The 26,301-nt window shown below is 73.0% G+C and carries 20 protein-coding genes; 16 read left to right on the top strand and 4 right to left on the bottom strand.

Annotation, left to right across the window (positions count from 1 at the left end; translation table 11 throughout):
* Position 1 precedes the first annotated feature (1 nt).
* The 3 genes from ABZK10_RS02300 to ABZK10_RS02290 are packed head-to-tail and all read left to right on the top strand — an operon-like array spanning position 2 to position 3,996.
* A complete protein-coding gene (locus ABZK10_RS02300) occupies positions 2–955 on the top strand; it encodes a carbohydrate ABC transporter permease (protein WP_353807563.1) in 954 nt (317 codons plus the stop codon).
* Positions 955–1,782 carry a carbohydrate ABC transporter permease gene (locus ABZK10_RS02295; protein ID WP_353807562.1) on the top strand — a complete coding sequence of 276 codons (828 nt, stop codon included), beginning with the start codon at positions 955–957 and terminating at the stop codon, positions 1,780–1,782. The genes ABZK10_RS02300 and ABZK10_RS02295 overlap by 1 nt, the downstream gene beginning before the upstream one ends.
* Before the next feature lie 3 nt (positions 1,783–1,785).
* The gene (locus ABZK10_RS02290) at positions 1,786–3,996 is read left to right on the top strand and encodes a right-handed parallel beta-helix repeat-containing protein (RefSeq protein WP_353807561.1); all 2,211 of its coding nucleotides are present in this window, start codon (positions 1,786–1,788) and stop codon (positions 3,994–3,996) included.
* A gap of 272 nt (positions 3,997–4,268) precedes the next feature.
* Here the strand turns inward: ABZK10_RS02290 and ABZK10_RS02285 are convergent, their stop codons facing one another.
* Positions 4,269–5,057 (bottom strand): FadR/GntR family transcriptional regulator, encoded by a 789-nt coding sequence (locus ABZK10_RS02285; RefSeq protein WP_353807560.1) that lies wholly within the window; start codon positions 5,055–5,057, stop codon positions 4,269–4,271.
* Between the two features lie 129 nt (positions 5,058–5,186).
* On the opposite strand from ABZK10_RS02285, the gene ABZK10_RS02280 reads away from it, so the two are divergent.
* The 8 genes from ABZK10_RS02280 to ABZK10_RS02245 are packed head-to-tail and all read left to right on the top strand — an operon-like array spanning position 5,187 to position 14,475.
* Positions 5,187–6,338 (top strand): mandelate racemase/muconate lactonizing enzyme family protein, encoded by a 1,152-nt coding sequence (locus ABZK10_RS02280; protein WP_353807559.1) that lies wholly within the window; start codon positions 5,187–5,189, stop codon positions 6,336–6,338.
* Between the two features lie 56 nt (positions 6,339–6,394).
* Positions 6,395–7,366 (top strand): MBL fold metallo-hydrolase, encoded by a 972-nt coding sequence (locus ABZK10_RS02275; protein WP_353807558.1) that lies wholly within the window; start codon positions 6,395–6,397, stop codon positions 7,364–7,366.
* Positions 7,363–8,454: a Gfo/Idh/MocA family protein gene (locus ABZK10_RS02270; RefSeq protein WP_353807557.1), complete on the top strand. Its 1,092-nt coding sequence runs from the start codon at positions 7,363–7,365 to the stop codon at positions 8,452–8,454. Before ABZK10_RS02275 ends, ABZK10_RS02270 begins: the two co-directional genes overlap by 4 nt.
* The gene (locus ABZK10_RS02265) at positions 8,451–9,773 is read left to right on the top strand and encodes a CaiB/BaiF CoA transferase family protein (RefSeq protein ID WP_353807556.1); all 1,323 of its coding nucleotides are present in this window, start codon (positions 8,451–8,453) and stop codon (positions 9,771–9,773) included. The genes ABZK10_RS02270 and ABZK10_RS02265 overlap by 4 nt, the downstream gene beginning before the upstream one ends.
* Positions 9,773–10,912 carry a hypothetical protein gene (locus ABZK10_RS02260; protein ID WP_353807555.1) on the top strand — a complete coding sequence of 380 codons (1,140 nt, stop codon included), beginning with the start codon at positions 9,773–9,775 and terminating at the stop codon, positions 10,910–10,912. The genes ABZK10_RS02265 and ABZK10_RS02260 overlap by 1 nt, the downstream gene beginning before the upstream one ends.
* Positions 10,909–11,691 (top strand): enoyl-CoA hydratase/isomerase family protein, encoded by a 783-nt coding sequence (locus tag ABZK10_RS02255; protein WP_353807554.1) that lies wholly within the window; start codon positions 10,909–10,911, stop codon positions 11,689–11,691. Before ABZK10_RS02260 ends, ABZK10_RS02255 begins: the two co-directional genes overlap by 4 nt.
* Positions 11,692–11,719: 28 nt before the next feature.
* On the top strand, positions 11,720–12,934 hold the full coding sequence (locus tag ABZK10_RS02250; RefSeq protein ID WP_353807553.1) for a fumarylacetoacetate hydrolase family protein: 1,215 nt from the start codon (positions 11,720–11,722) through the stop codon (positions 12,932–12,934).
* A 23-nt stretch (positions 12,935–12,957) separates the two neighbouring features.
* The gene (locus ABZK10_RS02245; RefSeq protein ID WP_353807552.1) at positions 12,958–14,475 is read left to right on the top strand and encodes an aldehyde dehydrogenase (NADP(+)); all 1,518 of its coding nucleotides are present in this window, start codon (positions 12,958–12,960) and stop codon (positions 14,473–14,475) included.
* 103 nt (positions 14,476–14,578) lie between these two features.
* Here ABZK10_RS02245 and ABZK10_RS02240 read toward each other — a convergent pair whose 3' ends face one another.
* Both ABZK10_RS02240 and ABZK10_RS02235 read right to left on the bottom strand, forming a co-directional pair.
* Complete coding sequence (locus ABZK10_RS02240) at positions 14,579–15,442, bottom strand: amidohydrolase family protein (RefSeq protein WP_353807550.1); 864 nt, start codon at positions 15,440–15,442, stop codon at positions 14,579–14,581.
* Complete coding sequence (locus tag ABZK10_RS02235; RefSeq protein WP_353807549.1) at positions 15,439–15,789, bottom strand: L-rhamnose mutarotase; 351 nt, start codon at positions 15,787–15,789, stop codon at positions 15,439–15,441. Before ABZK10_RS02235 ends, ABZK10_RS02240 begins: the two co-directional genes overlap by 4 nt.
* A gap of 321 nt (positions 15,790–16,110) precedes the next feature.
* On the opposite strand from ABZK10_RS02235, the gene ABZK10_RS02230 reads away from it, so the two are divergent.
* Genes ABZK10_RS02230 through ABZK10_RS02220 form a run of 3 tightly spaced genes read left to right on the top strand, consistent with a single transcriptional unit; the run spans position 16,111 to position 23,160 of the window.
* Positions 16,111–18,363 (top strand): PAS domain S-box protein, encoded by a 2,253-nt coding sequence (locus ABZK10_RS02230; RefSeq protein WP_353807548.1) that lies wholly within the window; start codon positions 16,111–16,113, stop codon positions 18,361–18,363.
* 2 nt (positions 18,364–18,365) lie between these two features.
* A complete protein-coding gene (locus tag ABZK10_RS02225) occupies positions 18,366–20,027 on the top strand; it encodes an FAD-dependent oxidoreductase (RefSeq protein ID WP_353807547.1) in 1,662 nt (553 codons plus the stop codon).
* Positions 20,028–20,073: 46 nt separating this feature from the next.
* Positions 20,074–23,160, top strand: a complete 3,087-nt coding sequence (locus ABZK10_RS02220; RefSeq protein WP_353807546.1) for a DEAD/DEAH box helicase — start codon at positions 20,074–20,076, stop codon at positions 23,158–23,160.
* A 35-nt stretch (positions 23,161–23,195) separates the two neighbouring features.
* Here the strand turns inward: ABZK10_RS02220 and ABZK10_RS02215 are convergent, their stop codons facing one another.
* Positions 23,196–24,269 (bottom strand): DUF308 domain-containing protein, encoded by a 1,074-nt coding sequence (locus ABZK10_RS02215; protein ID WP_353807545.1) that lies wholly within the window; start codon positions 24,267–24,269, stop codon positions 23,196–23,198.
* A gap of 114 nt (positions 24,270–24,383) precedes the next feature.
* On the opposite strand from ABZK10_RS02215, the gene ABZK10_RS02210 reads away from it, so the two are divergent.
* Both ABZK10_RS02210 and ABZK10_RS02205 read left to right on the top strand, forming a co-directional pair.
* On the top strand, positions 24,384–24,851 hold the full coding sequence (locus ABZK10_RS02210; protein WP_353807544.1) for a methyltransferase family protein: 468 nt from the start codon (positions 24,384–24,386) through the stop codon (positions 24,849–24,851).
* Between the two features lie 178 nt (positions 24,852–25,029).
* Positions 25,030–26,301, top strand: a complete 1,272-nt coding sequence (locus tag ABZK10_RS02205) for an MFS transporter (protein ID WP_353807543.1) — start codon at positions 25,030–25,032, stop codon at positions 26,299–26,301.

Below are 26,301 nucleotides of genomic sequence, written 5' to 3'. Positions count from 1 at the left end.
CATGACCGCCCCCACGTCCACCCGGGCTGTGGTCCTCTCGGACCCCAGCCCGGGCTGGCCGCGGCGCACCCCCTCGGTGCCGCGGCGAAAGCGCAAGATCACGTCGGAGACCATCACCCCGTACCTGCTGGTGCTTCCGGTGCTGCTGATCCTCCTGGTCTTCCGGATCTACCCGCTGCTGCTCGGCATCAACTTCTCCTTCACCGGAGACCAGGAGCTGAACGGCGTGTTCGTCGGCTTCGACAACTACCTGTTCCTCCTGCAGGACGAGCGCTTCCAGGCCTCCGCCCGCAACGTGCTCGTGGTGCTGCTGTTCGTGCCGATCGAGGTGCTCGTCGCCGGGCTCCTCGCGACCTTCATCTTCGTGAAGGTGCCCGGGCACCGCTTCTACCGGAGCGTCTACTTCCTGCCGGTCGTGCTCTCGCCGATCATCATCGGCGCGATCTTCAACATCGTGCTCGGTGCGAACGGCCCGCTGAACGCCATGGCCGAGTCGATCGGCCTGCCGACCGTCGATTACCTCGGCCAGACCATGACCGCGCTGCCGAGCGTGCTCGCAGTGCACATCTGGGCGACGTTCGGCATGGCGCTGGTCATCTTCCTCGCCGGCTTCTCGACCCTCGACCAGCAGCTGCTCGACGCGGCCAGGATCGACGGGGCGAACTTCCCCCAGACCATCTGGCACGTGATCATCCCCGGCCTCAGCCAGACCATCCAGTTCGTGTTCGTCACGACCACCATCGGCATGCTCACGGGCCTCTTCGGCCTGCTGTACACGATGACGGCCGGCGGCCCCGGCGCGGCGTCGTACCTGCCCGAGTTCCTCATCTGGAAGCTCAACGGCGAGGCGCGCCCGGCGCTGGCCTCCGCGGCATCCGTGTTCCTGCTGCTGATCGTGCTCGTGATCGGGCTCATCCAGATCCGCGTGCTCCGTCGCGCCACGAAGGAGTCGTGATGCGCGCCGAACGCATCTCGCGGTGGGTCATCGCGATCCCGATGGCGCTGCTGGCCATCGCGACCATCTACCCGATGGTGTACGCCGTCAACATCGCCCTGAAGGACCGTCGCGAGTACGTGCTCGACCGGCTGGGCGTGACGACCACCTTCAACATCCAGAACTTCGTCGACGCCTGGAACCAGGCGAACATGGGGCGCTACTACCTGAACTCGATCATCGTCACCGTGGCATCCGTCGCGCTGATCCTGATCCTCGCCTCGATGGCCGGGTACGCGATCAGCCACCTGACGTTCCGCGGCAACCGGGTCATGTTCCTCGTGATCCTCGGCACGATGATGATCCCGTTCCAGGTGATCATGGTGCCGTTCATCAAGCTGATGAGCGACATGGGCACCATCAACACCTACGCGGGACTGATCATCGCGTACGTCTCGCAGTTCCTGCCGTTCACGGTGTTCTTCATGGCCTCGTTCTACTCGGGCATCCCCAAGGAGATCACCGAGGCGGCGCGCGTCGACGGCAACAGCCTGTGGGGCGTCTGGGGTCGCATCATGCTGCCCCTCGGCAAGCCCGCGCTGCTGTCGATGGGCATCCTGAACGCGCTGTTCTGCTGGAACGATATCCTCATCGCGCTGCTCGTGATGCAGTCGCCCGACCAGCGTACGGTGATGGTCGGGGTGAGCGCGCTGCGCGGCCAGTACCCCGACAACGTGCCGACCTACCTCGCCGGCGTGCTGCTCGTGGTGCTGCCGCTCGTGGTGGTCTACCTCATCTTCCAGCGGCAGATCACGGCGGGTGTCACCGCGGGCGCGACGAAGGGCTAGGCCATGACGACCGACCGGATCGAGGTGTACGCGAGTCCGGAGGGCTCGGTCTACGGCGACGGCTCGCGCGGGTACCCCGTGCGCGACCTGCACTCGGCCATGCGCCTGGTGCGGCAGCGCCGGGCGCCGGGGCAGCGGGCCGTGGTCTGGCTCATGGGCGGGGTGTACCGCCAGCGGGAGACCCTCGAGCTCGGGCCCGACGACTCGTTCACCGCATTCTGCGCACTCGACGCGTCGGCGCCGCCGGTGTTCGAGGGCGCCGAGCCGGTGACGGGGTGGCGCGCGGTCGTCGTGAACGGGGTGGCGGCCCTCGCCGCGCCCGCGCCCGCGGCGCGCGGCCGGGCCCTGTACGTCGGCGGGGAGCGGGCGCCGCGTCCGTCGTACCCGGTGGGCGGCGGGTTCCTGCGCATGGAGTCGGTGGCGGGGCTCGACCCGACCGCCGGCTTCGTCGAGACGCTGTTCGACGGCGCCGACCGGTTCACCTACGCCGCAGGCGACGTGCCGGAGCTCGCCGAGCCCGAGCGCGTCGAGGTCGTCGTGCCCCACTACTGGGTGCAGGAGCGCATGCCCGTCGCATCCATCGACCGCGAGCGACGCGAGATCACGAGCCCGCTGCGCAGCATCTTCGCGCTGCGCGACGACGCGGCCCAGACGTTCGCCCGCTACCGGCTCGAGAACGTGGCCGAGGCGTTCGGGCATGTGGCCGGCGAGTGGTACCTCGACGCGACCGGGCTGCTCGCCGGCGCCGACGGCCCGCAGGTGCTGTACCTGCCGCGGCCGGGTGAGTCGGCGGAGACGCTCGACGTGCGGATGCCGGTGCTCGACGTGTTCGTGCGGCTGACCGGCACCGGTGCCGTGCCCGTGCGCGAGGTGCGCTTCGAGGGCGTCTCGTTCGCCTACGCCGACTTCGCCGAGGTGCCGCCCGCGGTGCCGCCGTTCGGCGTGCGCGAGGACCCGGTGCTGCCCGAGGGCGTGGCCTTCGCGGCCGACGTGCAGGCGGCGAGCACCGTGCCGGCCGCGGTGCAGTTCGACGGCGCGCGCTCGTGCGCCTTCGTCGACGGCTGCGTCTCGCACGTCGGCGGCTACGGCCTGAGCCTCGGGCCGGGCAGCCGCGGCAACCTCGTGAGCGGCACGCGGTTCTTCGACCTCGGCGCGGGCGCGGTGCGCTCGGGCGGCTCGGTCGACGCGGCATCCGACGACTTCAACCGCTCCAACGAGGTGAGCGACAACGACATCGAGCGCGGCGGACGCGTCTACCCGAGTTGCGTCGCGGTGCTCTTCCAGCACGGCGCGCACAACGTCATCGCGCACAACCACATCCGCGACTTCTTCTACACTGGCGTCTCCGTGGGCTGGATGTGGGACTACGAGGACAGCCCCTCGCAGGGCAACCTCGTCGTCGGCAACCACATCCACGACCTCGGCCAGGGGCTGCTGAACGACATGGGCGGCGTCTACCTGCTCGGCATCGCGCCCGGCACGGCGGTGCGCGGCAACCACATCCACGACGTGGAGTGCGCGAACTACGGCGGCTGGGGCATCTACCTCGACGAGGGCTCGAGTCACGTCGTGATCGAGGACAACGTGGTGCACCACGTGTCGAGCCAGTGCTACCACCACCACTACGGCCGCGAGTCGATCATCCGCAACAACGTGTTCGCGTACGGCGGCAACGGCCAGGTGTCGATCACCCGCCCCGAGCAGCTCGTGTCGTTCACGATGGAGCGCAACCTGCTGCTCGGCTCGGCGTCTCCCGGCTACACGGGCACGCCCGGCCCGCGCGACCTGCGCGAGTACACGATCGTGAGCGACCTCAACCTGTTCTGGGACGAGCGGCCCGTCGACGGTGCCGTGCTCGCGGCGAACGGCGAGAAGTCGCCCGGGGCCGACGGGTGTCTGGAGTGGGCGATCGTCGAGCCGATGGACGACGAATGGCGTGCGCTCGGCCACGACCGGCACTCGGTCGTCGCCGACCCGCGGTTCGTCGATGCCCCGTCGGGCGACCTCTCGGGCGAGTCCGCCGAGGGGCGAGCGGATGCCTCCGGCGAGCCCGGCACCCGCCGCGAGTTCGCGGTGGCCGACGACTCCCCGGCGCACGACCTCGGCATCCGCGTGCCCGATGTCTCGGGCGCCGGCCCGCGCCCGGTCGCCGACCGCCTGCACCCGCTCGCCGCGCGCACCCGCCGCGACCAGTTCGCTCGCGCCCAGGGCTGACCGCCCGCGGAGCAGCGACCCGTCGAATGGGTGCGTTCTCAGCGCGCGAAGCGCACCCATTTGACGGGTCGTGAACTTCCGGGCCATCGTGCGCGGACGACCCGTCAAGAGGGTGCGTTCTCAGCGCGCGAAGCGCACCCGTTCGACGGGTCGTGGACTTCCTGGCCATCGTGCTGGACGACCCGTCAAGAGACTGCGTTCTCAAGTCGTGAAGCGCACTCTGTTGACGGGTCGTGAGTTCGGAGGGGGTGGGTGAGGGAGAGCGGCGCGGGTCAGGCGGGCTCGACCTCGCGCGGGATGCGGCGGCGCTCCCACGCGGTCGTGATGTGGTCGGACATGAGGCGCGCGGCGGCCTCGCCGTCGCCCGCGGCGATCGCGTCGAGGATCGCCTCGTGCTCGGCGAGCGTCTCGGTCGGCGCCTCCGGCCCGGGGGCGCCGAAGAAGCGCGAGTTGTCGCGCGCGCGCGCCACGAGCGTGCGCGCGATGCCCTCGGCGAGCCGGTTGCCCGAGATATCCATGACGAGCACGTGGAAGTCGATGTCGGTCTGCGAGAAGCCCTCGACGTCGTCGACGGTGCGGTGCATCTCGTCCATCGCCGCGCGCAGCGCGTCGAGGTCGGCGTCGGTGCGGCGCTCGGCGCAGCCGGCCGCCATGACCGACTCGAGCTGCGCGCGGATCACCGCGATCTCGTCGAGGATGCCGAGCGTCGCGTCGTGCTCCACGAAGGCGCCGAGCACGACGCGGTCGAGGATGTTCCACTCCGACGGGTCGGTGATCTCGGTGCCGCGCCCCTGGGTGACGCGCACGAGGCCCTTCTCCTCCAGGCGCTTGACCGACTCGCGGATGACGGTGCGGCTCACGCCGAAGTGCTCGGTGAGCACCGATTCGGTCGGCAGCAGGTCGCCGGGCTGCACCTCGCCGGTGACGATCGCGCTCACCAGGTCGTGCACCACGACGACGCCGAGCCGGGCGTTCGGCGTGCGCCGCGAGCCCGCGCCGAGGATCGCGGGCGCGTCGCCGTTCGGCAGGCCAGTGGTCGGGCGACCGGCGGGGTTGGACATGGCTTGCATCCTAACGGTCGGGTTCGGCGCGGCCGGGACGACGCCCCCGGGACGCCCGCCCGTGACATCCGCTCCGCAAAGTTGTATGATGTATGTTGAATCCTACCGCGTGACGACATCAAGGACGATATGAAGATCACCGGGTATCGCACCCTCACCGCGCAGCACGAGTGGCGACGCGCCATCGGTGACGCCAACGGCCACATCCGCGACGCCGTCACCGACGTGCCCATCGTGATCCTCGAGACCGACGCCGGCATCGAGGGCGTCGGCATGGGCTCGCACGCCGACCTCGCACGGCTGTTCCCGGCCATCGAGGGGGAGGACCCGCGAGGCGTCCAGGCGCTCTTCGACCGCATGCTCGCGCAGGTGTTCAAGTCCAGCCACGCCGGTGCCACCTACGGCGGCATCGCCACGCTCGACTCCGCGATCTGGGACCTCAAGGCGAAGGCGGCGGGCGAGCCCCTGTGGCGCATGCTCGGCGCACGCGACCGCTTCGTGCCCGGCTACGCCTCGGGCCTCGACATCGCCCTGCCCGACGACGACCTGCACGCCTTCTACGCCCAGTACGCCGAGCGCGGCTTCGTGGCGGGCAAGCTGAAGGGCGGCCTCGACCTCGACACCGACCTGCGCCGGCTCGCCGTCATCCGCGACGCGCTCTCGGCCCACACGGATGCCCCCGGGCTGATGATCGACTCGAACGAGTCGTGGCAGGTCAAGCAGGCCGTCCGATACGTCTCGGCCATCGAGCAGCACTTCGACCTCGTCTGGGTCGAGGAGCCGCTGCGCCGGTGGGACGCGGTCGGCCACGCGCGCCTCAGCGACGCCATCCGGGCCGCCGTCGCGTCGGGCGAGAACCTCACCGGCGTCGAGCAGTTCCGGCCCCTGTTCGACGCGGGCGCGCCCGACATCGTGCAGGCGGGCGCCATCTGGGGCGTCACGCACTTCCAGCGACTGTCCTTCGCGTCCACCGTCCGCGACCTCCCCGTGAGCATCGTGGGCCACAACGCCAATCCCGCGGTGGCCCACGTGGCGGCGGCGGTGCCGAACCACCTCACCACCGAGGTGCAGGCGCTCGACTACGCCCCCGGCGTGCACGTCGACCAGGAGGTCGCCGACGGCGGCATCGTGCTGGGCGACGAGCCCGGAGCGGGCATCCGCATCGACGAGGCCGAGATCGCCGCCGCGCGCGAGGGCGCCGGCTGGACCCTGCCCGCGGGCCCGCACATGCGGCCCACGCGCGCCGGCCTGCGCATGCTGCTCGACGGCGTCGAGCGCTGAGGGCCGAGCCCGAGACCCGATCCGTGCACCCCACGAGACGAGAGAGACCAGGACCGATGGAGATCCGCCCCGGCCTGCACCGCGTGCAGGCGCCCCTCGAGGAGCGATTCGTCGCCCTCTACCTGCTGGTCGGCACGGATGCCGCGCTGCTCGTCGACACGGGCGTGCCGGCGTCGATCACCGAGACGCTGCTGCCGTACCTCGACGAGGCGGGCATCCCGCGCTCGACGGTGAAGTGGGCGGTCAACACCCACTGCGACTGGGACCACACAGGCGGCAACCGCGCGCTGAAGCAGGCGCTGCCGCACGTCGAGATCATGGCCGGTGCCGCCGACGTGCCGCTCGTCGAGGACGTCGAGGCGCTCATCGACGCCCGTTACGGCGAGTTCGTCCAGACCGACGGGTTCGTCGACCCGCCCGAGCTCACCGCGTCGATCCGGGAGTGGGCGCAGCTCGTGCCGGTCGACCGCAGCCTCGCCGGCGGCGAGGTGTTCGACCTGGGCGGCCGCAGCGTGACCGTGCTGCACGTGCCGGGTCACAGCCCCGGCCACGTCGCCGTGCACGACCCGGCGAACCGCGCCCTCATGATCGGCGACGCGACGCTCGGCGCGACCGTGCCCTTCGCCGACGGCAGCCCGGCCTTCCCGCCGACCTACCGCGACACCGCCGACTACGTCGACTCGATCGACGTCTTCCGCTCGCTCGACGCCGACCTGCTGCTCACCGCGCACTACCCGGTCTACGAGGGCGCCGGCGTCGCCGCGTTCCTCGACGAGAGCGAGGCGTACACCGAGCAGGTCGACGAGGTGCTCGCCGGGCTCCTGCGGGCGCAGGAGGCCCCGAGCACGGCGCTCGAGCTGATCCGCGCCGCAGGCGCAGCACTCGGCCCGTGGCCGCCCGAGGCCCTCGACTACTCGATCTTCCCGGTCACCGGGAACCTCGAGCGCCTGCAGTCGCGCGGCCTCGTGGCATCCGCCACCGCCGAAGACGGTCGACGACGCTGGACCTGGACGGGGGACGCGGCATGACCCGGAAGGTGCGCCTCGGCGCGGTCGGCGCCGGCTGGTGGGCGACCAGCAACCACTTCCCGATCTTCGCCGGGCGCGACGACGTCGAGCTCGTCGGCGTCTGCGGCATCGGCCCCGAGCTCGAGGCCGTGCGCGACCAGTTCGGCTTCGGCATGGCCACGCGCGACTACGACGAGCTGCTCGACCAGGGGCTCGACGCGGTCGTCGTGACGACCCCGCACGACCTGCACTTCGCGCAGGCGGTGCAGGCGGTCGACCGCGGCCTGCACGTGCTCGTCGAGAAGCCCGTCACCCTGCACGCCGAGGAGGGCTGGGAGCTCGCCCGCCGGGTCGAGGAGGCCGGCGTGCACTTCCTCGCCCCGTACGGCTGGAACTACAAGCCGTTCACGGTCGAGGCGCGCCGGCTCGTCGAGGCGGGCCACCTGGGCGAGATCCAGCACGTCGTCTGCAACATGGCCTCGCCCACGACCGGGCTCTTCGCGGGCGACACGAACCACATCCGCGCACTCTGGGACTCGCAGACCAGCGGCCCCGACCCGTCGACCTGGCAGTCGCCGGCGCGCGGCGGCGGGTACGCGCACGGCCAGGTCACCCACTCGAGCGCGCTGCTGTTCTGGCTGACCGAGCTGCGCGCGGCATCCGTCATGGCGAAGGTGTCGACCGCGGGTGCCGCCGTCGACCTCTACGACGCCGCCGTCATCACGTTCGAGAACCACGCGATCGGCTCGCTCTCGGGCGCGGCGACCGTGCCCGACGGCGACCCGTACCAGGTGGACCTGCGCATCTTCGGCGCCGAGGGCATGCTGCTCGTCGACACCGAGCGCGAGCGGGTCAGCCTGCACCGCCACGACGGGCAGAAGTGGGACCTCGACATCGAGCCGGGCGCCGGCGCCTACGAGTGCATCGTGCCGCCCAACCGGTTCATCGACCTCATCACGGGGGGCAGCACGGAGAACAACTCGGACGCCACCGTGGCGGCGCGCTCGATCGAGCTGATCGACGCCATGCTGCGGTCGTCCCAGGCGGGCGGCGCCGAGGTGCGCGTCCATCAGCACGAGACGGCGGATGCCGCGAAGGGAACACGATGACCGAGTCCACCGGAGTGCTCGCGGGCTACCGCGTGCTCGACTGCTCCATCGCCATGGCGGGGCCGTTCGCGGCGCAGCGCCTGGGCGACCTGGGCGCCGACGTCGTCAAGGTCGAGCCGACCACGGGCGAGTGGCAGCGCCACGCGGCCGCCGGCGGCGCGCAGGGCAACGAGATCAACGTCTCGTTCCTGTCGCTGAACCGCAACAAGCGCTCGGTCGCCCTCGACCTGAAGTCGGACGCCGGCAAGGAGGCGCTCCGCGCCCTCGTCGCCGACGCCGACGTCTTCCTCCAGAACTACCGCCCGGGCGTCGCCGCGCGCCTCGGCGTCGACTACGAGTCGCTGCGCGAGATCAACCCGTCGATCGTCTACGTGTCGATCTCGGGCTACGGCGAGGACGGCCCGTACCGCGACCGCCCCGGGCAGGACCTGCTGCTGCAGGCCATGTCGGGCGCGATGCTCTCGGCAGGTCGCCACGGCGACGAGCCGACCCCCGCGGGCCAGTACCTCGCCGACGCCGTCACCGCGTCGACCGCGTTCGAGGGCGTGCTCGCCGCGCTGCTGCACCGCGAGCGCACGGGCGAGGGCCAGCTCGTGACCGTGAACATGCTCGACGCGCTGACCACCCTGCAGATGCAGGAGCTGTCGGTGTTCACGGTCGGCAGGAAGACGCAGGAGCGTTCGGCAGAGCCGCACGCGCACGTCTACATCCGTGCCCCGTACGGCGTGTTCGCGACCAGCGACGGGTTCGTCGCGCTCGCCTTCGCCGACCTGCACGAACTCGGCCGCCTCATCGGCGAGCCCGCGTTCGCGGGCTGGAACTCCGAGGTCGAGGGCTGGACCCGCCGTGACGAGATCCACGCGAAGACGGCGGCGAAGCTCGCCGAGAAGCCGTCGGGCTACTGGATCGAGACGCTCGGCGCCGCCGGCATGTGGATCGGCCCCGTGCACGGCTACCAGGAGCTGGTCGACGACCCGCAGATCGCGCACAACGGCACCTTCATCGAGTACGACCACCCGACCGAGGGGCACGTGAAGACCCCCGGGTTCCCGTACCGGTTCTCCAAGACCCCGCCGAAGCTCGTGCGCGGCGCGCCGCGCGTCGGCGAGCACACGCGCGAGGTGCTCGCGCAGGCCGGGTTCGACGACGCCGCCATCGACGCGCTGCTCGCGTCTGGCGCAGCGAAGGAGACGACGGATGCCCCGGAGTCGGCCTCCGCGCCCGACCCGGCGGCCCCCGCGCACGCCGTGCCCCGCGCCGACGCCGAACCGGCCCCTGCGCCCGAACCCGCCCCCGCTCCCGCACCCGTCGAGGCCTGATGTACCGCGGACTCACCTGGGACCACCCGCGCGGCCGGCACGCGCTCGAGCGCGCCGCCGCGGACGCGTTCGGCGGCGACGACCGCCCCCTCATCTCGTGGGACGTGCACCCGCTCGAGGGCTTCGAGTCCACGCCGATCGAGGAGCTCGCCGAGCGCTACGACGTGATCGTGCTCGACCACCCGCACCTGGGCGACGCGCTCGCGCACGGCTCGCTGCGCCCGCTCGACGACCTGTTCGACGCCGAGCTGACGGACGCGCTGGCCGCCGGCTGCGTGGGCCCGAGCTTCACGTCGTACCGGCTCGACGGCCACCTCTGGGCGTTGCCGCTCGACGCGGCCACGCAGGTCGCGGTGCGCGTGCCCGAACTGCTCGAGACCGCACCCGAGACCTGGGCCGAGGTCCTGGCGCTCGACGTGCCGGTGGCGCTCAGCCTCGCCGGCCCGCACGCGTTCCTGAGCTTCGCCTCGCTCTGCGTCGCGCTCGGCGAGGAGCCCCGGGTCGTGCCCGGCGAGGGCTTCGTCTCCGAGCCGGTCGGCGCGGAGGCGTTCGGCATCCTCGCCCGCCTCGCCGCGCACCAGCCCGTGGGCGCCGATGCGCAGAACCCGATCGGCCTGCTCGACCGCATGCAGCACGCGCGCGACATCGCGTACATCCCGCTGGTCTACGGCTACGTCACCAATGCCACCGGCCCCGGCGCGCTGGCGTTCGAGAACGCGCCCGCGGGTACCCCGGGAGGCCGTCGCGGTTCGACCATCGGTGGCACGGGCATCGCGATCTCCGCGCGCTGCCACCCCGACGAGGCGCTCATCGAGCACCTCGGCGGGCTGCTCGCGCCCGACCTGCAGGCCGGGTTCATCCCCGCCAACGACGGCCAGCCCAGCCTGCGCTCGGCGTGGACCGACGACGCCGTCAACGCCGCATCCGGCGACTTCTACCGCAGCACGCTCGCGACGATCGACGACTCGTGGGTGCGCCCGCGCGTGCCGGGGTACATCCCGTTCCAGTCGGCGGCGTCGGCCGTGCTGCGCGAGGCGCTCACGGGCGGGGCCGACCCCGTGGCATCCGTCGCCCGCATCAACACCATGTTCGACGCGCTGGCCGCCGCGCCCGCGCTTTCAGGAGGAACCCACCGATGATCGAGGTCACGAGCGAGCACGTGCGGCTCGAGGTCGACGGACACGTCGCCACCATCACCCTCGCGCGTCCCGAGAAGCTCAACTCGGTCACGCAGGAGATGTCCGACGCGCTGGTCGAGATCGTCGAGTGGGCGGATGCCGCCGACGAGATCCGCGCCATCGTGCTGACCGGGGCGGGGGAGCGCGCGTTCTCGGCCGGCAGCGACATCCGCTCGCTCGACACGTACGCCACCCCGTGGGAGTTCCGCAACCGCACCGACTACTGCGACGCGATCCGCGCGGCCCGCAAGCCCGTGATCGCGGCCGTCAACGGCTACGCGTTCGGCGGCGGCCTCGAGACGGCGCTGTCCTGCGACATCCGCCTCGCCGCGACCACCGCGAGCTTCGCGTCGCCCGAGATCAAGCTCGGCTGGATCGGCGGCGGCGGCATGGCCACCTTCCTCACCACCTCGATCGGCCCGTCGAACGCCGCCGTCATGCTCATGACCGGCGACCCGATCGACGCCGAGACGGCACTGCGCTGGGGGCTCGTGACCGAGCTCGTCGAGCCCGCGCGGCTCGTCGCCCGCGCACAGGAGCTCGCCGCGACCATCTCGAGCCGCCCGCCGATCGCCGCCGAGACCGCGAAGGCGAACCTGCGCGCCGCGGTCAACATGACCCAGGAGGAGGCGCTCCGCTACGAGCGCGACCTCCAGACCATCACCTTCGCCACCGCCGACGCCGACGAGGGGCGGGCCGCGTTCGCCGAGAAGCGCGCGGGCGTCTTCCACCGCCGCTAGGTTCGACACGACGACCCCCAGGAGCACCATGCGCACCACGACCACCGGCGCCGCGCCGGCGACCGCCGCCTGGCCGCCCGCCGCGGCCGACCTGCTTCCCGTCGACGGCACCGCGGGCGCGCTCGCGGGCCGCGCCTGGGACCCCGCCGCCGGCGGGCCCAGCGTCGTGGCGCTCCGCGACGAGGGCGTGGTCGACGTGAGCGCGAGCTTCGCGACCATGCGCGCGCTGTGCGAGACGCCCGACCCGGCCGCGGCGCTGGCTGCCGCATCCGGCCCGCTGCTGGGCACGCTCGACGAGCTCGTCGCGAACACGCCGCCCGAGACGCGCGACCCGTCGCGCCCCTGGCTGCTCTCGCCGATCGACCTGCAGGTCGTGAAGGCCGCGGGCGTGACCTTCCCGGTGTCGATGCTCGAGCGGGTGATCGAGGAGCGTGCGCGCGGCGACCAGGACGCCGCCGCGACGATCCGCGCCGAGATCCTCGGCACCATCGGCGGCTCGCTCGACGACCTGAAGCCGGGCTCGGAGGAGGCCGCGGCCCTGAAGGCCCTGCTGTTGGAGCGCGGCTGGTGGAGCCAGTACCTCGAGGTGGGCATCGGCCCCGACGCGGAGGTCTTCACCAAGGCGCCCGTGCTCGCGACGGTCGGCCCCGCCGTGGACGTCGGCGTGCACCCCGCCTCGCACTGGAACAACCCCGAGCCCGAGGTCGTGCTCGTCGTTGCATCCGACGGCCGCATCGTGGGCGCGAGTCTCGGCAACGACGTCAACCTGCGCGACGTGGAGGGCCGCAGCGCGCTGCTGCTCGGCAAGGCGAAGGACAACAACGCGTCGGCGTCGGTCGGCCCGTTCGTCCGCTTCCTCGACGCCGGCTACGGGCTCGACGACCTGCGCGGCGCAGTCGTGTCGCTCGGCATCGACGGCGAGGAGGGCTACCGCCTCGACGGCACGAGCGAGCTCGCGCGCATCAGCCGCGACCCCGCCGACCTCGTCGCCCAGACCATCGGCGCACACCACCGCTACCCCGACGGCCTCGTGCTCTTCCTCGGCACCATGTTCGCGCCGGTCGACGACCGCGATGAGCCCGGCCGGGGCTTCACCCACCGCGACGGCGACATCGTGCGCATCGCCGAGCCGCGCCTCGGTGCGCTCGTGAACCGGGTGCGCGCGACGGATGCCGCGGAGCCGTGGACCTTCGGCATCGACGACCTCTACCGCGGCCTCGCCCGTCGTGGCCTGCTGACCTGATGACGATCCTCGAGGAGACCCGCATGACCACCCTGCTGTCGACGAACCCGCGCACCGGCGAGACGACCGACACCGGCATCGCGCCCTGCACCGCCGACGAGACCGCCGCCGTCATCGGCCGCGCCGCCGCCGCGTTCGAGGTGCTCGGCCGCTCGAGCCGTGCGTGGCGCGCAGGGCTCCTCGACGCGATCGCCGACGCCCTCGAGGCCGACCGCGACGCGCTCGTCGAGGCCGCCGACCGCGAGACCGGCCTCGGCAGCCCGCGCCTGCCCGGCGAGGTCGGCCGCGCCGCGTACCAGTTCCGCCTGTTCGCCGAGGCGCTCCGCGAGGGCTCCTACGTCGAGGCGACCATCGACCACGCCGGCGACACCCCGCTCGGCCCGCAGCCCGAGATCCGCCGCATGCTCGTGCCGATCGGCCCGGTCGGCGTGTTCGGGTCGAGCAACTTCCCGTTCGCGTTCTCGGTCGCGGGCGGCGACACGGCGTCGGCGCTCGCCGGCGGCAACACGGTCGTCGTGAAGGCGCACTCGTCGCACCTCGAGACCGCGAAGCGCTCGCACGCCGCGATCGCGCGGGCCGTCGCCGCGTACGGCGCGCCCGAGGGCACCGTCGGCATCGTCTACGGCACCGAGGCGGGCCGCACGCTGGTCGCCGACCCGCGCATCCGCGCCGTCGGCTTCACCGGGTCGCTCTCGGGCGGCACGGCCCTGCTCGACATCATCAACGCGCGCCCCGAGCCGATCCCCTTCTACGGCGAGCTGTCGAGCCTGAACCCGCTGGTCGTCACACCCGCGGCCGCCGCGGCGCGCTCCGGCGCCATCGCCGAGGGCCTGTTCGGCTCGTTCACGCTCGGTGCGGGGCAGTTCTGCACCAAGCCCGGCATCGCGTTCGTGCCCCGGGGCGCCGACGGCGACGCGCTCGTCGCCGGCCTCGCGGAGCGTGCGGGCGAGGCATCCGCCCAGACCCTGCTGAACGGCCGCATCTCGGGGTCGTTCGGCGAGATCCGCGACCGCATCCTCGCCGCCGGTGCGACCAGGCTGGCCGAGGGGGCGGATGCCCCGGGCGAGGGCTTCGCCGCGACGCCGGTCGTGCTCGAGGTGGCCGCATCGGACCTGTCGCCCGAGCACGCCGAGGAGGCGTTCGGGCCGCTCATCGTGGTCGCCCGCTACGACGACCCGTCCGAGGTCGGCGCAGCCCTCGACGCGGTGCCCGACTCGCTCACCGCGACGATCCACAGCGAGGACGACGACACCGAGGTGGTCGACACGCTCCTCGCCGACCTCGCGCCGCGCGCCGGCCGCATCGTGTTCAACGGGTACCCGACGGGCGTGCGCGTCTCGTGGGCGCAGCACCACGGCGGCACCTGGCCGTCGACCAACTCCCAGCACACGTCGGTGGGCGTGAGTGCCGTCCGCCGCTTCCTGCGGCCGATCGCCTACCAGGGCGCCCCGGCGTCGGCGCTGCCCGAGGAGCTGCGCGACGGGTACGCGGGCATCCCACGTCGCATCGATGGCGTGCTCGTGGTGCCCACCGAGGCGTAGCATCCGATCAGGCGCTCGTCCGGTCGACCCGACTCCCGGGCGGGCGCCGCCCGCGGGGCGTCCCCGGGCGGTTCCGCACCGCCCGGGGCGCGCCCGTGGCGGCTCAGGCGCCGCCGAGGTAGGCGCGGCCCGCGCTGCCCGTCGCGACGTGCGCCCAGTCGCCCGCGCCGACGCGTGTGCGCACCCGCGCGACCCAGTCGGCGAACGGGCCGCCGACGCCGAAGGTGGCGCTCACGGGCCAGTCGCTGCCCACCATGGTGCGCTCGGGGCCGAACGCGTCGAGCACGCGGTCGATGAACGCGTCGGCGTGCCGAGCGAAGGCGTCGGCGTCGGCCGTCTCGGCGGTCAGGCCCGAGAGCTTCGCGAAGGTGCGCGGCCGCTCGGCGAGCCGGCCGATCCCGGCCGACCAGGCGCGTCCCTCGGGCGAGTCGATGCCCGCATCGATCGGCGGCTTGCCGAGGTGGTCGAGCACGACCGTCGTCTCCGGGGCGGCGGCGAGCAGGTCGACGAGCGCGGGCAGCTGGCCGTGGCGGATGCAGGCGTCGAACGTGAGCCCGCGCCGGCCGAGCTCGGCCAGGCCGGCCGCACGGTCGGGGAAGGCCTCGACGGGCTCGTCCTGCAGGTTGTCCCGGACGCCCACGACCTTCGGCACCGCGGCGAGCGCGTCGAGGTGCGCGCCGAGGGCGTCCGGCGGAGCGAGCAGGTCGGCGTCGGCGACGATCGCGACGAGCTCGGGCCAGTCGGCGGCCGCGACCCAGCGCGCCTCTGCGAGGGCGTCCTGGCGCGCGGCGCCCGCCTGCACGAAGACCATGCCCGTCGTGGCGCCGTCGGCGCGGTCGACGTCGGCCGGCGGCATCCGACGGTGGATCTCCAGGCCGTCGAGCCAGTCGTAGCGGTGCAGGGCGGGGTCCCACACGTGGACGTGCGCGTCGATCAGCCCCGAGGGGGCGCCGGATGCCCCGCTCACGCCTGCCCCGCGGCGCGCGCGGCGCGCTGGCGACCGAGGTCCCAGACCTCGTCGAGCGGCACGAAGCCCGGCTCGCCTGCCCCGTCGCGGTAGAGCTCCACGAACGGGCCGATCTCGGCCTGCCAGCGCGCGTTCGCCGGGTCGCCGTCGAGCGCGGCCATCGCGGCGTCCCAGTCGTCGCACTCGACGAGGTGGAACATGCGGTCGCCCGAGCCCCAGATGGTCCACTCCCGGATCCCCACGCGGGCGAACGTGTCCACCAGGTCCTCGGGGATCGTGGCGTGTGCGGCGCGGTAGCCGTCGCGCACCGTCGAGTGGAGGGCGACTCGCATCGTCGTTGACGTCATAGATCTGATCTTCTCACGATCACGACGTCGCAGACTGCCTGGACGGGCCCGGCCCGGCCTGATTGAGCCGACCTTCCCGCGTTCGGGCGGCGCGGGCGCGCCGCCGCCCGCAGGGCAGCACCGCCCGTGCCACCCACCCGGCTGCCGATCCCGCCTGCTCCGATGATGCCGAACGTCGTGATGCTCGGCTGCGACCGGCTCGGCGCCTGCGGCATTCCGTCGGCGGCGTCCCCCGCACGGGTGCTGGCCTCCGCTGCTCGGGCATGGCTACCCTGACGATGGAGCGCTCCGCCGTGCGCCGTCGCAGAGAAAGGGGCCAGCGTGCCCGATCGCGGTCTCATCCTGATCGTCTCCGACGACGCCGGGGTCATCGGCCAGCTGAGCGTGGTGCTCGGCGAGGACCAGTACCAGGTCGTCGCCACCGACGGCGAGCGGGAGCACCTGCGCCAGGTGCTCGCGCGGCATCCGGACCTCATCGTGGTCGACGCCGCGCTCGAGGAGACCGACCCGTTCACGCTCGTGACCGAGCACCGGCGCACGGAGGAGGTCCGGGACATCCCCGTGATCTTCGTCGCCGGCGACGCCGACGTGGAGTCGCGCGTGCGCGGCCTCGAGGTCGGCGACGACCTCATCACGACCCCGTTCGACGCGCTCGAGGTGCTGGCGCGCATCGAGCGCCAGGTCACGGTCTCGAAGGTGCGCATGGCGCTGCGGGAGTCGGAGGCGAAGTTCCGCTCGGTCATGGAGTCGGCGATCGACGCCATCATCTCGGCCGACTCGACCGGCATCATCCGCAGCTGGAACAGCGCGGCCCGTGCCCTCTTCGGCCACACCGAGGACGAGGCGATCGGACAGCGGCTCGAGATGATCATCCCCGAGCGCTTCCACGAGGGGCACCGCACGGGCATCGCGCGCGTGACCGGCGGCGGGCCGACCCACGTGATCGGCACGACGGTCGAGCTCGCGGCGATCCGTGCCGACGGCAGCGAGTTCCCCGTCGAACTGTCGCTCGCGACCTGGTTCCTCGACGAGGACCGCTACTACACGGGCATCATCCGCGACATCAGCGAGCGCAAGCAGGCCGAGCAGAAGTTCCGGTCGGTCACCGAGTCGGCCATCGACGCCATCATCTCGGCCGATCACGTGGGCAACATCGTGTCGTGGAACTCGGCAGCGACCCACATCCTCGGCTACACCGAGGAGGAGGCCGTCGGGCAGCGGCTGGAGCTGATCATCCCGCCCGAGTACCACGAGCTGCACCGGGCCGGCATGGCGCGCTTCACCGAGACCGGCGAGGCGCACGTGATCGGTACCACCGTCGAGCTCGCCGCGCGCACGAAGGCGGGCGTGCAGATCCCGATCGAGCTGTCGCTGTCGACCTGGACGGTGCGCGACGACCGCTACTACACGGGCATCATCCGCGACATCGCCGAGCGCAAGGCGGCGGAGGAGGCGCTGAAGCGCAGCGAGCAGGAGCTCCGCGAGAAGGGCGAGGAGCTGCGCGGCAAGAACGATGCGCTGCAGGAGACGCTCGAGCAGATCAGCACGATGCAGGACCAGCTCATCCTGCAGGAGAAGATGGCCTCGCTCGGCAAGCTGAGCGCCGGCATGGCGCACGAGCTGAACAACCCGGCGTCATCGGCGCAGCGCGGCGCCGCCCAGGCGATGGCGGTGTTCGCGAAGCTCCAGGACGCGCAGCTGGAGCTCGGGCGGCTCGGGCTCTACGACAGCCAGATCGACAAGCTGAGCGAGCTCGACCACCTGGCCGAGGCCGGTGCGCGCGAGCCGGCCCAGCTCTCCGCGGTCGAGCGCGGCGACCGCGAGGACGAGTTCGAGGACTGGCTCGACGACCTCGGTGCGAAGTCGGTCGGCGACCTCGCCCCCGCACTCGTCGCGCTCGGGCTCACGAGCCGCCAGCTCGACGAGCTCTGCGGCTCCTTCTCGCGCGAGGAGCTCGCGGTCGTCGTCGAGTGGCTCGGCCTGAAGTACCTGATCTACAACCTGCTGTCGGAGATCGCGATCGGCACCCATCGCATCGTCGAGCTCGTGAAGGCCATGAAGACCTACACCTACATGGACCAGGCACCGGTGCAGGACGTCGACGTGCGCCACGGCCTCGACAACACGCTGATCATCCTGCACAACAAGCTCAAGGGCGGGGTGCAGGTGGTCAAGGAGTACGACGAGCAGCTGCCGACCATCCAGGCGTATGCGAGCGAGCTCAACCAGGTCTGGACGAACCTCATCGACAACGCGATCGACGCGATGGGCGGGCAGGGCACGCTCATCGTGCGCGCCCGGCGCTCGGGCGACTGCGTCGAGGTGCAGTTCGAGGACGACGGCCCGGGCATCCCCGACGAGGTGGTGTCGAAGGTCTTCGACCCGTTCTTCACGACCAAGCCCCCGGGTCAGGGCACCGGGCTCGGCCTGAACATCTCGCGCAACATCATCGTGAAGAAGCACGGCGGCCAGTTCACCGTCGCCTCGCGCCCCGGCCGCACCTGCTTCACGGTGCGCCTGCCGCTCGACGTCGACCCGACGGCCGACCAGTCGGCCGCCCCCGCGGAGGCGTGAGCATGGCCAAGCCCGTGATCCTCGCCGTCGACGACGAGCCCCAGGTGCTGAACGCGATCGCCCGCGACCTGCAGGCGCGGTACCGGCGCGACTACCGCGTCGCGCAGGCCTCGTCGGGCCAGGAGGCGCTGGAGGCCGTGCAGGAGTACCAGCGCCGTGGCACGCCGATCGCGCTGTTCGTGGTCGACCAGCGCATGCCCGGCATGACCGGAACCGAGTTCCTCGCGAAGGCGCTCGTGCACGCGCCCCAGGCCCGTCGCGTGCTGCTCACCGCGTACGCCGACACCGACGCGGCGATCACGAGCATCAACGCGATCAACCTCGACTACTACCTGCTGAAGCCGTGGGACCCGCCCGAGGAGCGGCTCTACCCGGTGCTCGACGACCTGCTCGACGACTGGCGGGCGAGCGCGGCGATCCCGTACGACGGCATCCGCGTGGTGGGCACGCGCTGGTCGCCGGGCTCGCACGCCGTGAAGGACCTGCTCGCCCGCAGCCAGACGCCGTACGAGTGGCTCGATGTCGAGAAGAACGAGGGCGCGCGGGCGATGGTCGAGGCGCTCGGCGACGGCCACGCGAAGCTGCCGGTCGTCCTGCTGCCCGACGGCCTGGTGCTCGTCGACCCCGACCTGCACGAGCTGGCCGAGAAGGTCGGCATCCGCGCGCCGGCGCTCCAGCCGTTCTACGACCTGATCGTGATCGGGGCGGGGCCCGCCGGGCTGGCGGCGGCGGTCTACGGGGCATCCGAGGGCCTGCGCACCGCGGTGGTCGAGCGCGAGGTGCCGGGCGGCCAGGCCGGCACCAGTTCGCGCATCGAGAACTACCTCGGCTTCCCGAACGGCATCTCGGGCGCCGACCTCGCCCGCCGAGCGGCGACGCAGGCCAAGCGCCTCGGCGCCGAGATCCTCTCCGCGCAGGAGGTCACGCGGGTGCGCGTCGACGGCTCGTACAAGGTCGTGACGCTCGACGACGGCAGCGAACTGCGCTGCCAGGCGCTGCTGGTTGCGACCGGTGTCGAGGTGCGCCGGCTCGGCGTGCCGGGGGAGGAGCGGCTGCTCGGCGGCTCGGTCTACTACGGCGCCGCGGCGTCCGAGGCCGTGAGCTACACCGGATGCCGCGTGGTCGTCGTGGGCGGCGCGAACTCGGCGGGCCAGGGGGCGATGTACCTGTCGCGGTTCGCCGCCGAGGTGACCATCCTCGTGCGCGGCGAGTCGCTGGCCGCGAGCATGTCGCAGTACCTCATCGACCAGATCGAGGCGACCGCGAACATCACGGTGCGCCCGCACAGCGAGGTCGCCTCCCTGTCCGGCGACGACCGCCTGACCTCGGTCGCGGTGCACGACCGGGCGACGGATGCCACGGTGGAGCTGCCCGCCGACGCGATGTTCGCGTTCATCGGGGCGGTGCCCGGCAGCGACGTGGTGCGCGACATCGTCGAGGTCAACGAGCAGGGGTTCGTGCTCACCGGCCAGGACCTCCTCGGCGACCACCGACGACCGCGCGGCTGGACGCTGCCGCGCGACCCGATGATCCTCGAGACGAGCGTGCCGGGCATCTTCGCCGCGGGCGACGTGCGCCACGACGTGGTGCGCCGGGTCGCCTCCGCGGTGGGCCAGGGTGCGGTCGCGGTGAGCCTCGTGCACAAGTACCTCGAGACGGTCTGACGGGCCCGCCGACGGCGGCGTCGGCCGCCCGTGCGAGCATGGTCGCATGCCCACGCCGCCCGATCCCGCCCGCGCGGGCGGCGACTGGCGGTCGTCGCTCGACGCCCTCGCCGGAGCGGTCGGCGATGCGCCCGTCGCGACGGGCGCGGGCCTGCGCGAGCTGGGCCTGCAGTTCGCGCCGCGGCACCTGTTGCGCCGGTCGAGCGACCAGTGGCAGGGTCCCCGCGACGAGCCGGCCGGTGACGCGGCATCCGTCGATCGCATCGCCGTGCGACCCGTGCAGCGCGGGGCCCGCGGCGGCTGGGCCAAGGGCGACCTGACCTGGCAGAACATCGCGTACAAGGGCGAGGGGGCGGGCATCGACCCGGCCCAGGCGCGCTGGTTCGCGCAGTTCGCCCTGCTGAAGGGCGGCAACCCCGGCACCTACAACCCGTACGGCTCGGCGTGGATCACGCTCGACGCCTACGAGAGTCCGCTCCTCTGGGCGCTGCTCGACGAGGCGGCGCGCCTCGGCATCGCGCTCGCCGGGTCGGATGCCGCGCCCGACGTGCGGCTGCACGCGGCTGCGCGCATCGTGCTCGACGCCCGGCAGGACGCGACGGCCCTGACGCTCGGGCCCGCGCTCGAGCTCGACGGCGTGCCGGGTCCGCTCGACGGCGTGCGCCCGGTCGGCGACCACGGCCTGGTGCGCTGCGACCTCGACGCCGGCAGGCTCGACCTCGCGCCGCTCGCGGCACCCCTCCGCGCGGCCGAGCGCGACCTGCTCGACCGCCGCGCCACCATCACGGTGCCGGCCGACGAGGTGCCCGAGTTCGTGCGCGGCCACCATCCCGCGCTCGCCCGCAGGCTCGTGATCACCAGCGGCGACGGCAGCTTCGTGCCGCCCGAGATCCCGCCCGCGACCCTCGTGCTCGACATGCGCTACGCCGACGACGGCGGGCTGAAGCTCGCCTGGCGATGGGAGCACGCCGACGGTCGCGCCGGCCCCCTCGACGCGCCCGACGACGACTTCGCCGACCCGGCGCGCGAGCGCGAGGGCGAGGTGCTCGGCGCGGTCGACGTCGTACTGAGCCGTTCCGCGGCGGGGCGCCTGGCGCTCGCGACCGGGTCGTCGGGCATCGCCGACGCGACCGATCGCGGGGGCCTCGAGCCCGCGATCATCCTGCGCGGCGACGATGCGGCCGCGTTCGACCTCGAGGTGCTGCCCGACCTCGCGCCGATCGCGGGGCTCCGCGTCGAGCGCCGCGGCGACCCCGCGGCCGTGCGCGAGGTGACGGAACCCCCGCACCTGGCCGTCACGCTGGTCGAGTCCCACAGGGCCGACTGGTTCGACCTCGGCCTCGTCGTCACGGTGGCGGGGCGGAAGGTGCCGCTCATGCCGCTCTTCCGGGCGCTGTCGCTCGGACGGAAGCGCCTGCGCCTGCCCGATCGCACGTACCTGCGGCTCGACCAGCCCGTGCTCGACGAGTTGCGCGAGCTCATCGACGAGGCCGGCACGCTCGCCGAGTGGGAGACCGGCCTGCGGGTGCCGGCCAGCCGGCTGAGCCTCGTCGCCGACTTCGAGGACCTCGCGCACGAGGCGGCGCCCGCGGTCGCCTGGCGCGAGCTCGTGCGCGGGCTCGCCGACGGCGCCGTCGAGCCGCTGCCCCAGCCCGAGGGCGTCGCGCTGCCGCTGCGGCCGTACCAGCTCGACGGGTTCCGCTGGCTCGCGTTCCTCCACCGGCATCGCATCGGCGGGGTGCTCGCCGACGACATGGGGCTCGGCAAGACCGCCCAGGCACTGGCGCTCATCGCGCACTCGACCGACGAGCCCGGTCGCACGCCACCCGGTACGGATACGGCGCCCCGCCGCCCCTGGCTCGTCGTCGCGCCCACGTCGGTCGCGTCGAACTGGGTCGCCGAGGCGGCGCGCTTCACGCCCGGCCTCGCCGTCGCCGCCGTCACCGCGACCGAGCGGCGACGCGGCGCGACCCTCGCCGGTGCGGCGGCAGGCGCCGACCTGGTCGTCACGACCTACGCCGTGCTCCGTCGCGACGCCGCCGCGTTCGCGGCGCTCGAGTGGGGCGGCGTCGTGCTCGACGAGGCGCAGTTCGTCAAGAACGCGGCGACGAAGACCCACCGCGCCGCCGCCGACCTGCGCACGCCGTTCGTGCTCGCGGCCACCGGCACGCCGATCGAGAACGACCTCTCCGAGCTCTGGGCGATCCTGCGGCTGGTCGCGCCCGGCCTGTTCCCGTCGCGGCGCGCGTTCGACGAGCGCTACCGCCGGCCGATCGAGCAGGACGGCAACGCCGAGCGGAGCGAGACGCTGCGCCGCCGCATCCGTCCGCTCGTGCTCCGCCGCACGAAGGAGCAGGTCGCGCCCGAGCTGCCGCCGAAGCAGGAGCAGGTGCTGCAGGTCGCCCTCGAGCCCGCGCACCGGCGGCTCTACGACGTCACGCTGCAGCGGGAGCGCCAGAAGCTGCTCGGCCTGATCGACGACCTCGACCGCCAGCGGTTCATCGTCTACCGCTCGCTCACCCTGCTGCGCATGCTCGCGCTCGACGCGACCCTGGTCGACGCCGAGGCCCACGCCGGCATGCGCTCGGCGAAGCTCGACGCGCTGTTCGAGCAGCTCGCCGACGTGCTGGCCGAGGGGCACCGCGCGCTCGTCTTCAGCCAGTTCACGTCGTTCCTCGACCGGGTGACCGCGCGCCTGCGCGCCGAGGGCGTGCCCTTCGCGCGGCTCGACGGATCGCTCTCGTCCGCGGCGCGCGACGCGGCGATCGCGCGGTTCCGCTCGGGCGAGGCATCCGTTTTCTGCATCTCGCTGAAGGCCGGCGGGTTCGGGCTGAACCTCACCGAGGCCGATTACGTGTTCCTGCTCGACCCGTGGTGGAATCCGGCCAGCGAGGCGCAGGCGATCGACCGCGCGCACCGCATCGGCCAGGACCGGCAGGTCATGGTCTACCGGCTCGTCGCCGAGGACACCATCGAGGACAAGGTCATGGCGCTGAAGGCGCGCAAGGGCGAGCTGGTCGCGTCGATCCTCGACGGCGCCGAGGCGGATGCCTCGGGCGAGCACCGCGCCGGGGCATCCGTCGACCATGCCGCCCTCACCGCCGACGACCTGCGGGGCCTGCTCGACGGCTGAGCGACCGCCGCGCGGGCGCGTCGGCCGAGCGTGGGTCAGCCGAGCGTGAGCGTCCAGTCCTCGTCGGCCTGCACCGTCACGACCGACGGGCCCGCGGCCAGCGGCGCGCTGCCGTCGAACGCGCCCGTCACGTCGATGAGCGCCGAGGTCGAGAAGGCCTGCTGCGCCTGCTGGCGCACGACGAACGGGTCCTCCGCGTCGTCGCCCGAGTGCGTCGCCGAGAGCGTGGTGGCGTCGCCGCCGTAGAGGTACACCTCGTCGCCGTCGCGCCCTGCCGAGTCGGGCAGTTCGGGCGCGCCCGACATCGGCGAGACCGTGACCTGCCAGTCGCCGGTGGCGGTGATCTGCAGGGTCACGGCGGCGGATGCGTCGGACACGCCGTACGCGGTGGTGCCGTCGTAGTCGCCCTCGACGTCGACGAGCGGGTCGCCGGTGGCCGAGCCCGACGAGTCGAGCACGGTGACCTGGAAGGCGTCGTCGCCCGAGTGGCTCGCCTGCACGAGGCCGCCGGTGGCGTCGGCGGGCAGGGTCACGGTGCCGTCGCCGGTGCCGCTCTGGTCGACCGCGTCGAACGTGCCCCACGTCGAGTCGGCCCACTCGGCGACGGTCTGCGTCGGCGTGGGCGTCGGGGTCGGCGACTCGCTCGCGGTCGGGGTGGGCGAGGCGCTCTCGGTCGGCGTGGCCGTCGGCTCGGGGGTGTCGCCGCCCAGCGCGCCGTTCGCGTACAGCACGCCGAAGATGACGGCGATCACGAGCGCGGCGGCGGAGACCACGGTGCCGGCGGTCGAGATGCCGGGCTTCCGGTCCTTCCGGGTGAGGCCGATGATGCCGAGCACGAGGCCGACCACGGCCAGCACGATCGCGGCGATCCACGCGATCGGCCAGAACGCGAGCACGACGGCGACGATGCCGATCACGAGGGCGGCGATGCCGAGGCCGCTGGCCTTCGTGGGCGGCTCCGGCGTGTCGCCGGGGCCGGCCGGGCCACCGGGACCTGCCGGGCCTCCGGGCTCGCGCGGGCCGACCGGTCCCGTCGGATCGTCCGGCCCCGCAGCGCCCGTCGTGGGCGGGAGCGGACGGGTGGCGTCGTCGTCGTGCGGGCTCGTCATGGCGGATCCCCCTCGTCTCCGTGCGCCATGTTGCCAGCGTCGCCGCGCGGCGGCAACGGGTGCGGCCGCGATTCGCGCGCCCCGCCGCCCTGCGCGCGGGGCAGGATGGGAGTCATGGGTGATCGCAGGAACCTGCTGGTCGCGGCCCAGTTCGTGCTGCTGGCCCTGCTCCTGCTGCCCGGCGGGCCGCTCTGGGGCGGGCCGTGGGTCGACGTGCTCGCCGCACTGCTCGGCGCACTGGGCGGTGCGCTCGCGGTCGGCGGCGTCGTGGCCCTCGGCCGGGACCTGGTGCCCTGGGTGGCGCCTCGCACGGGCGCCCCGCTGCGCACCGGCGGTGCGTACCGACTCACCCGCAACCCGATCTACCTCGGCCTCCTCACCGGCACGCTCGGGTGGGTGCTCTGGCGCGGGCGCATCGAGCTGGTCGTCGTGTGGGTGCTGCTCGCGGTGGTGCTCGTCGTGAAGGCGCACGTCGAGCAGCGCGCCCTGCTCGAAGCCTACGGCGACGCGTACCGGGAGTACGCGCGGCGCACCCCGCTGCTCCTCTGGGGGCGCGGACTCCGCGGTCGCGCCACGCGCTGAGCTCGCCGCCGCGCGCCCGCGCGCCCGCGTGCGGGCTTCCCGCGCCAGGGCGCGCCGCCCGCTGTCCACAGTTCGGCATCGCGTCTTGTCGCCGCCGCCCCGCTCTGGGACAGTTGACCCACTCATGGCGACGGGCGAGGGCGGCCGTCGCGATCCGATCGCGAGGAGCATCCGACCCATGACCACCACCCCGAGCACGACCACGACGCTGTTCGGCCGGCCGCAGGAGCGCGTCGGCGGCGGCTGGATCGCGGCGTTCGCGACCGCCTGGCTCGGGCTCTGGATGGCGCAGCTCACGCCCGTGCAGCTACTGCTGCCGACCCAGGTCGACGCGCTCGTGGCGACCGACACCTGGCAGGACAGCGTGCTGGCGTTCGGCATCGTCTCGGGCATCTCGTCGGTCGCCGCGATCATCGCGTACCCGGTGACGGGCGCGCTGTCCGACCGCACCACGTCGCGGTTCGGGCGTCGCCGCCCGTGGATCGCCGGCGGTGCGCTCCTGTTCGCCGCCTCGCTGCTCGCCCTCGGCGCGCAGACGACGCTCGTCGGCGTCGCGATCTGGTGGTCGCTCGCGATCACGGGGTTCTGCGCCCTGTCGGCCGCGATGACGGCGATGATCTCCGACCAGGTGCCGGTGTACCAGCGCGGCTTCGTGTCGGGCGTGATCTCGGCACCGCAGGGCGTGGGCATCATCGCGGGCATCCTGCTCGTGACGACCCTCTTCACCGGGGCCGTCGCCGGCTACGCGGCGCTCGCGGTGCTGCTCGCCGTGCTCGTGGTGCCGCTGCTGCTGGTGGCGCCCGACGCGGTGCTGCCGCGTGCCGAACGCCAGCCGCTGACGTTCGTCGGCATGCTGCAGGGGTTCTGGATCAGCCCGCGCGCGTACCCCGACTTCGGCTGGACCCTGCTCAGCCGAGTGCTCGTGAACGTCGGCAACGCGATCATCACCGGCCTGCTGCTGTACTTCCTCATCTACAGCCACGGCGACACCCCCGAGCAGGCCGAGGACGACCTGCTGCTGCTCACGCTGGTCTACACGGCGTGCTCGATCGCCGCGGCGCTCGTCGGCGGGCGCCTCTCCGACCGGCTCGAGCGCCGGAAGCCGTTCGTGCTCGCGGCATCCGCGCTCCAGGCCGCCGGTGCACTCCTGCTGCTCGTGTCGACCGACTTCGCGGTCATCATGGTCGCCGGAGCAGTGCTCGGCACGGGCTACGGATGCTTCCTGGCGGTCGACCAGGCGCTCGCGACGCAGGTGCTGCCCGACGAGCACTCCCGCGGCAAGGACCTCGGCATCATGAACATCGCCTCGGTGGTGCCCCAGGCGATCGGCCCGATGCTCGGCGCGCTCGTGGTCACCGCGGCGGGCGGCTTCTGGGCGCTGTTCATCGCGTCGGGCGTCATCGCCACGCTGGGTGCGCTCGCGGTGCTCCCGATCCGCGTCGCGCGCTGA

Origin of the sequence: Agromyces sp. SYSU T00194 (assembly GCF_040496035.1) — a bacterium.
Classification (GTDB): Bacteria; Actinomycetota; Actinomycetes; order Actinomycetales; family Microbacteriaceae; genus Agromyces; species Agromyces chitinivorans.
The sequence above is the reverse complement of the archived record's forward strand: the minus strand, read 5'-3'. Positions and strand labels throughout refer to the sequence as shown.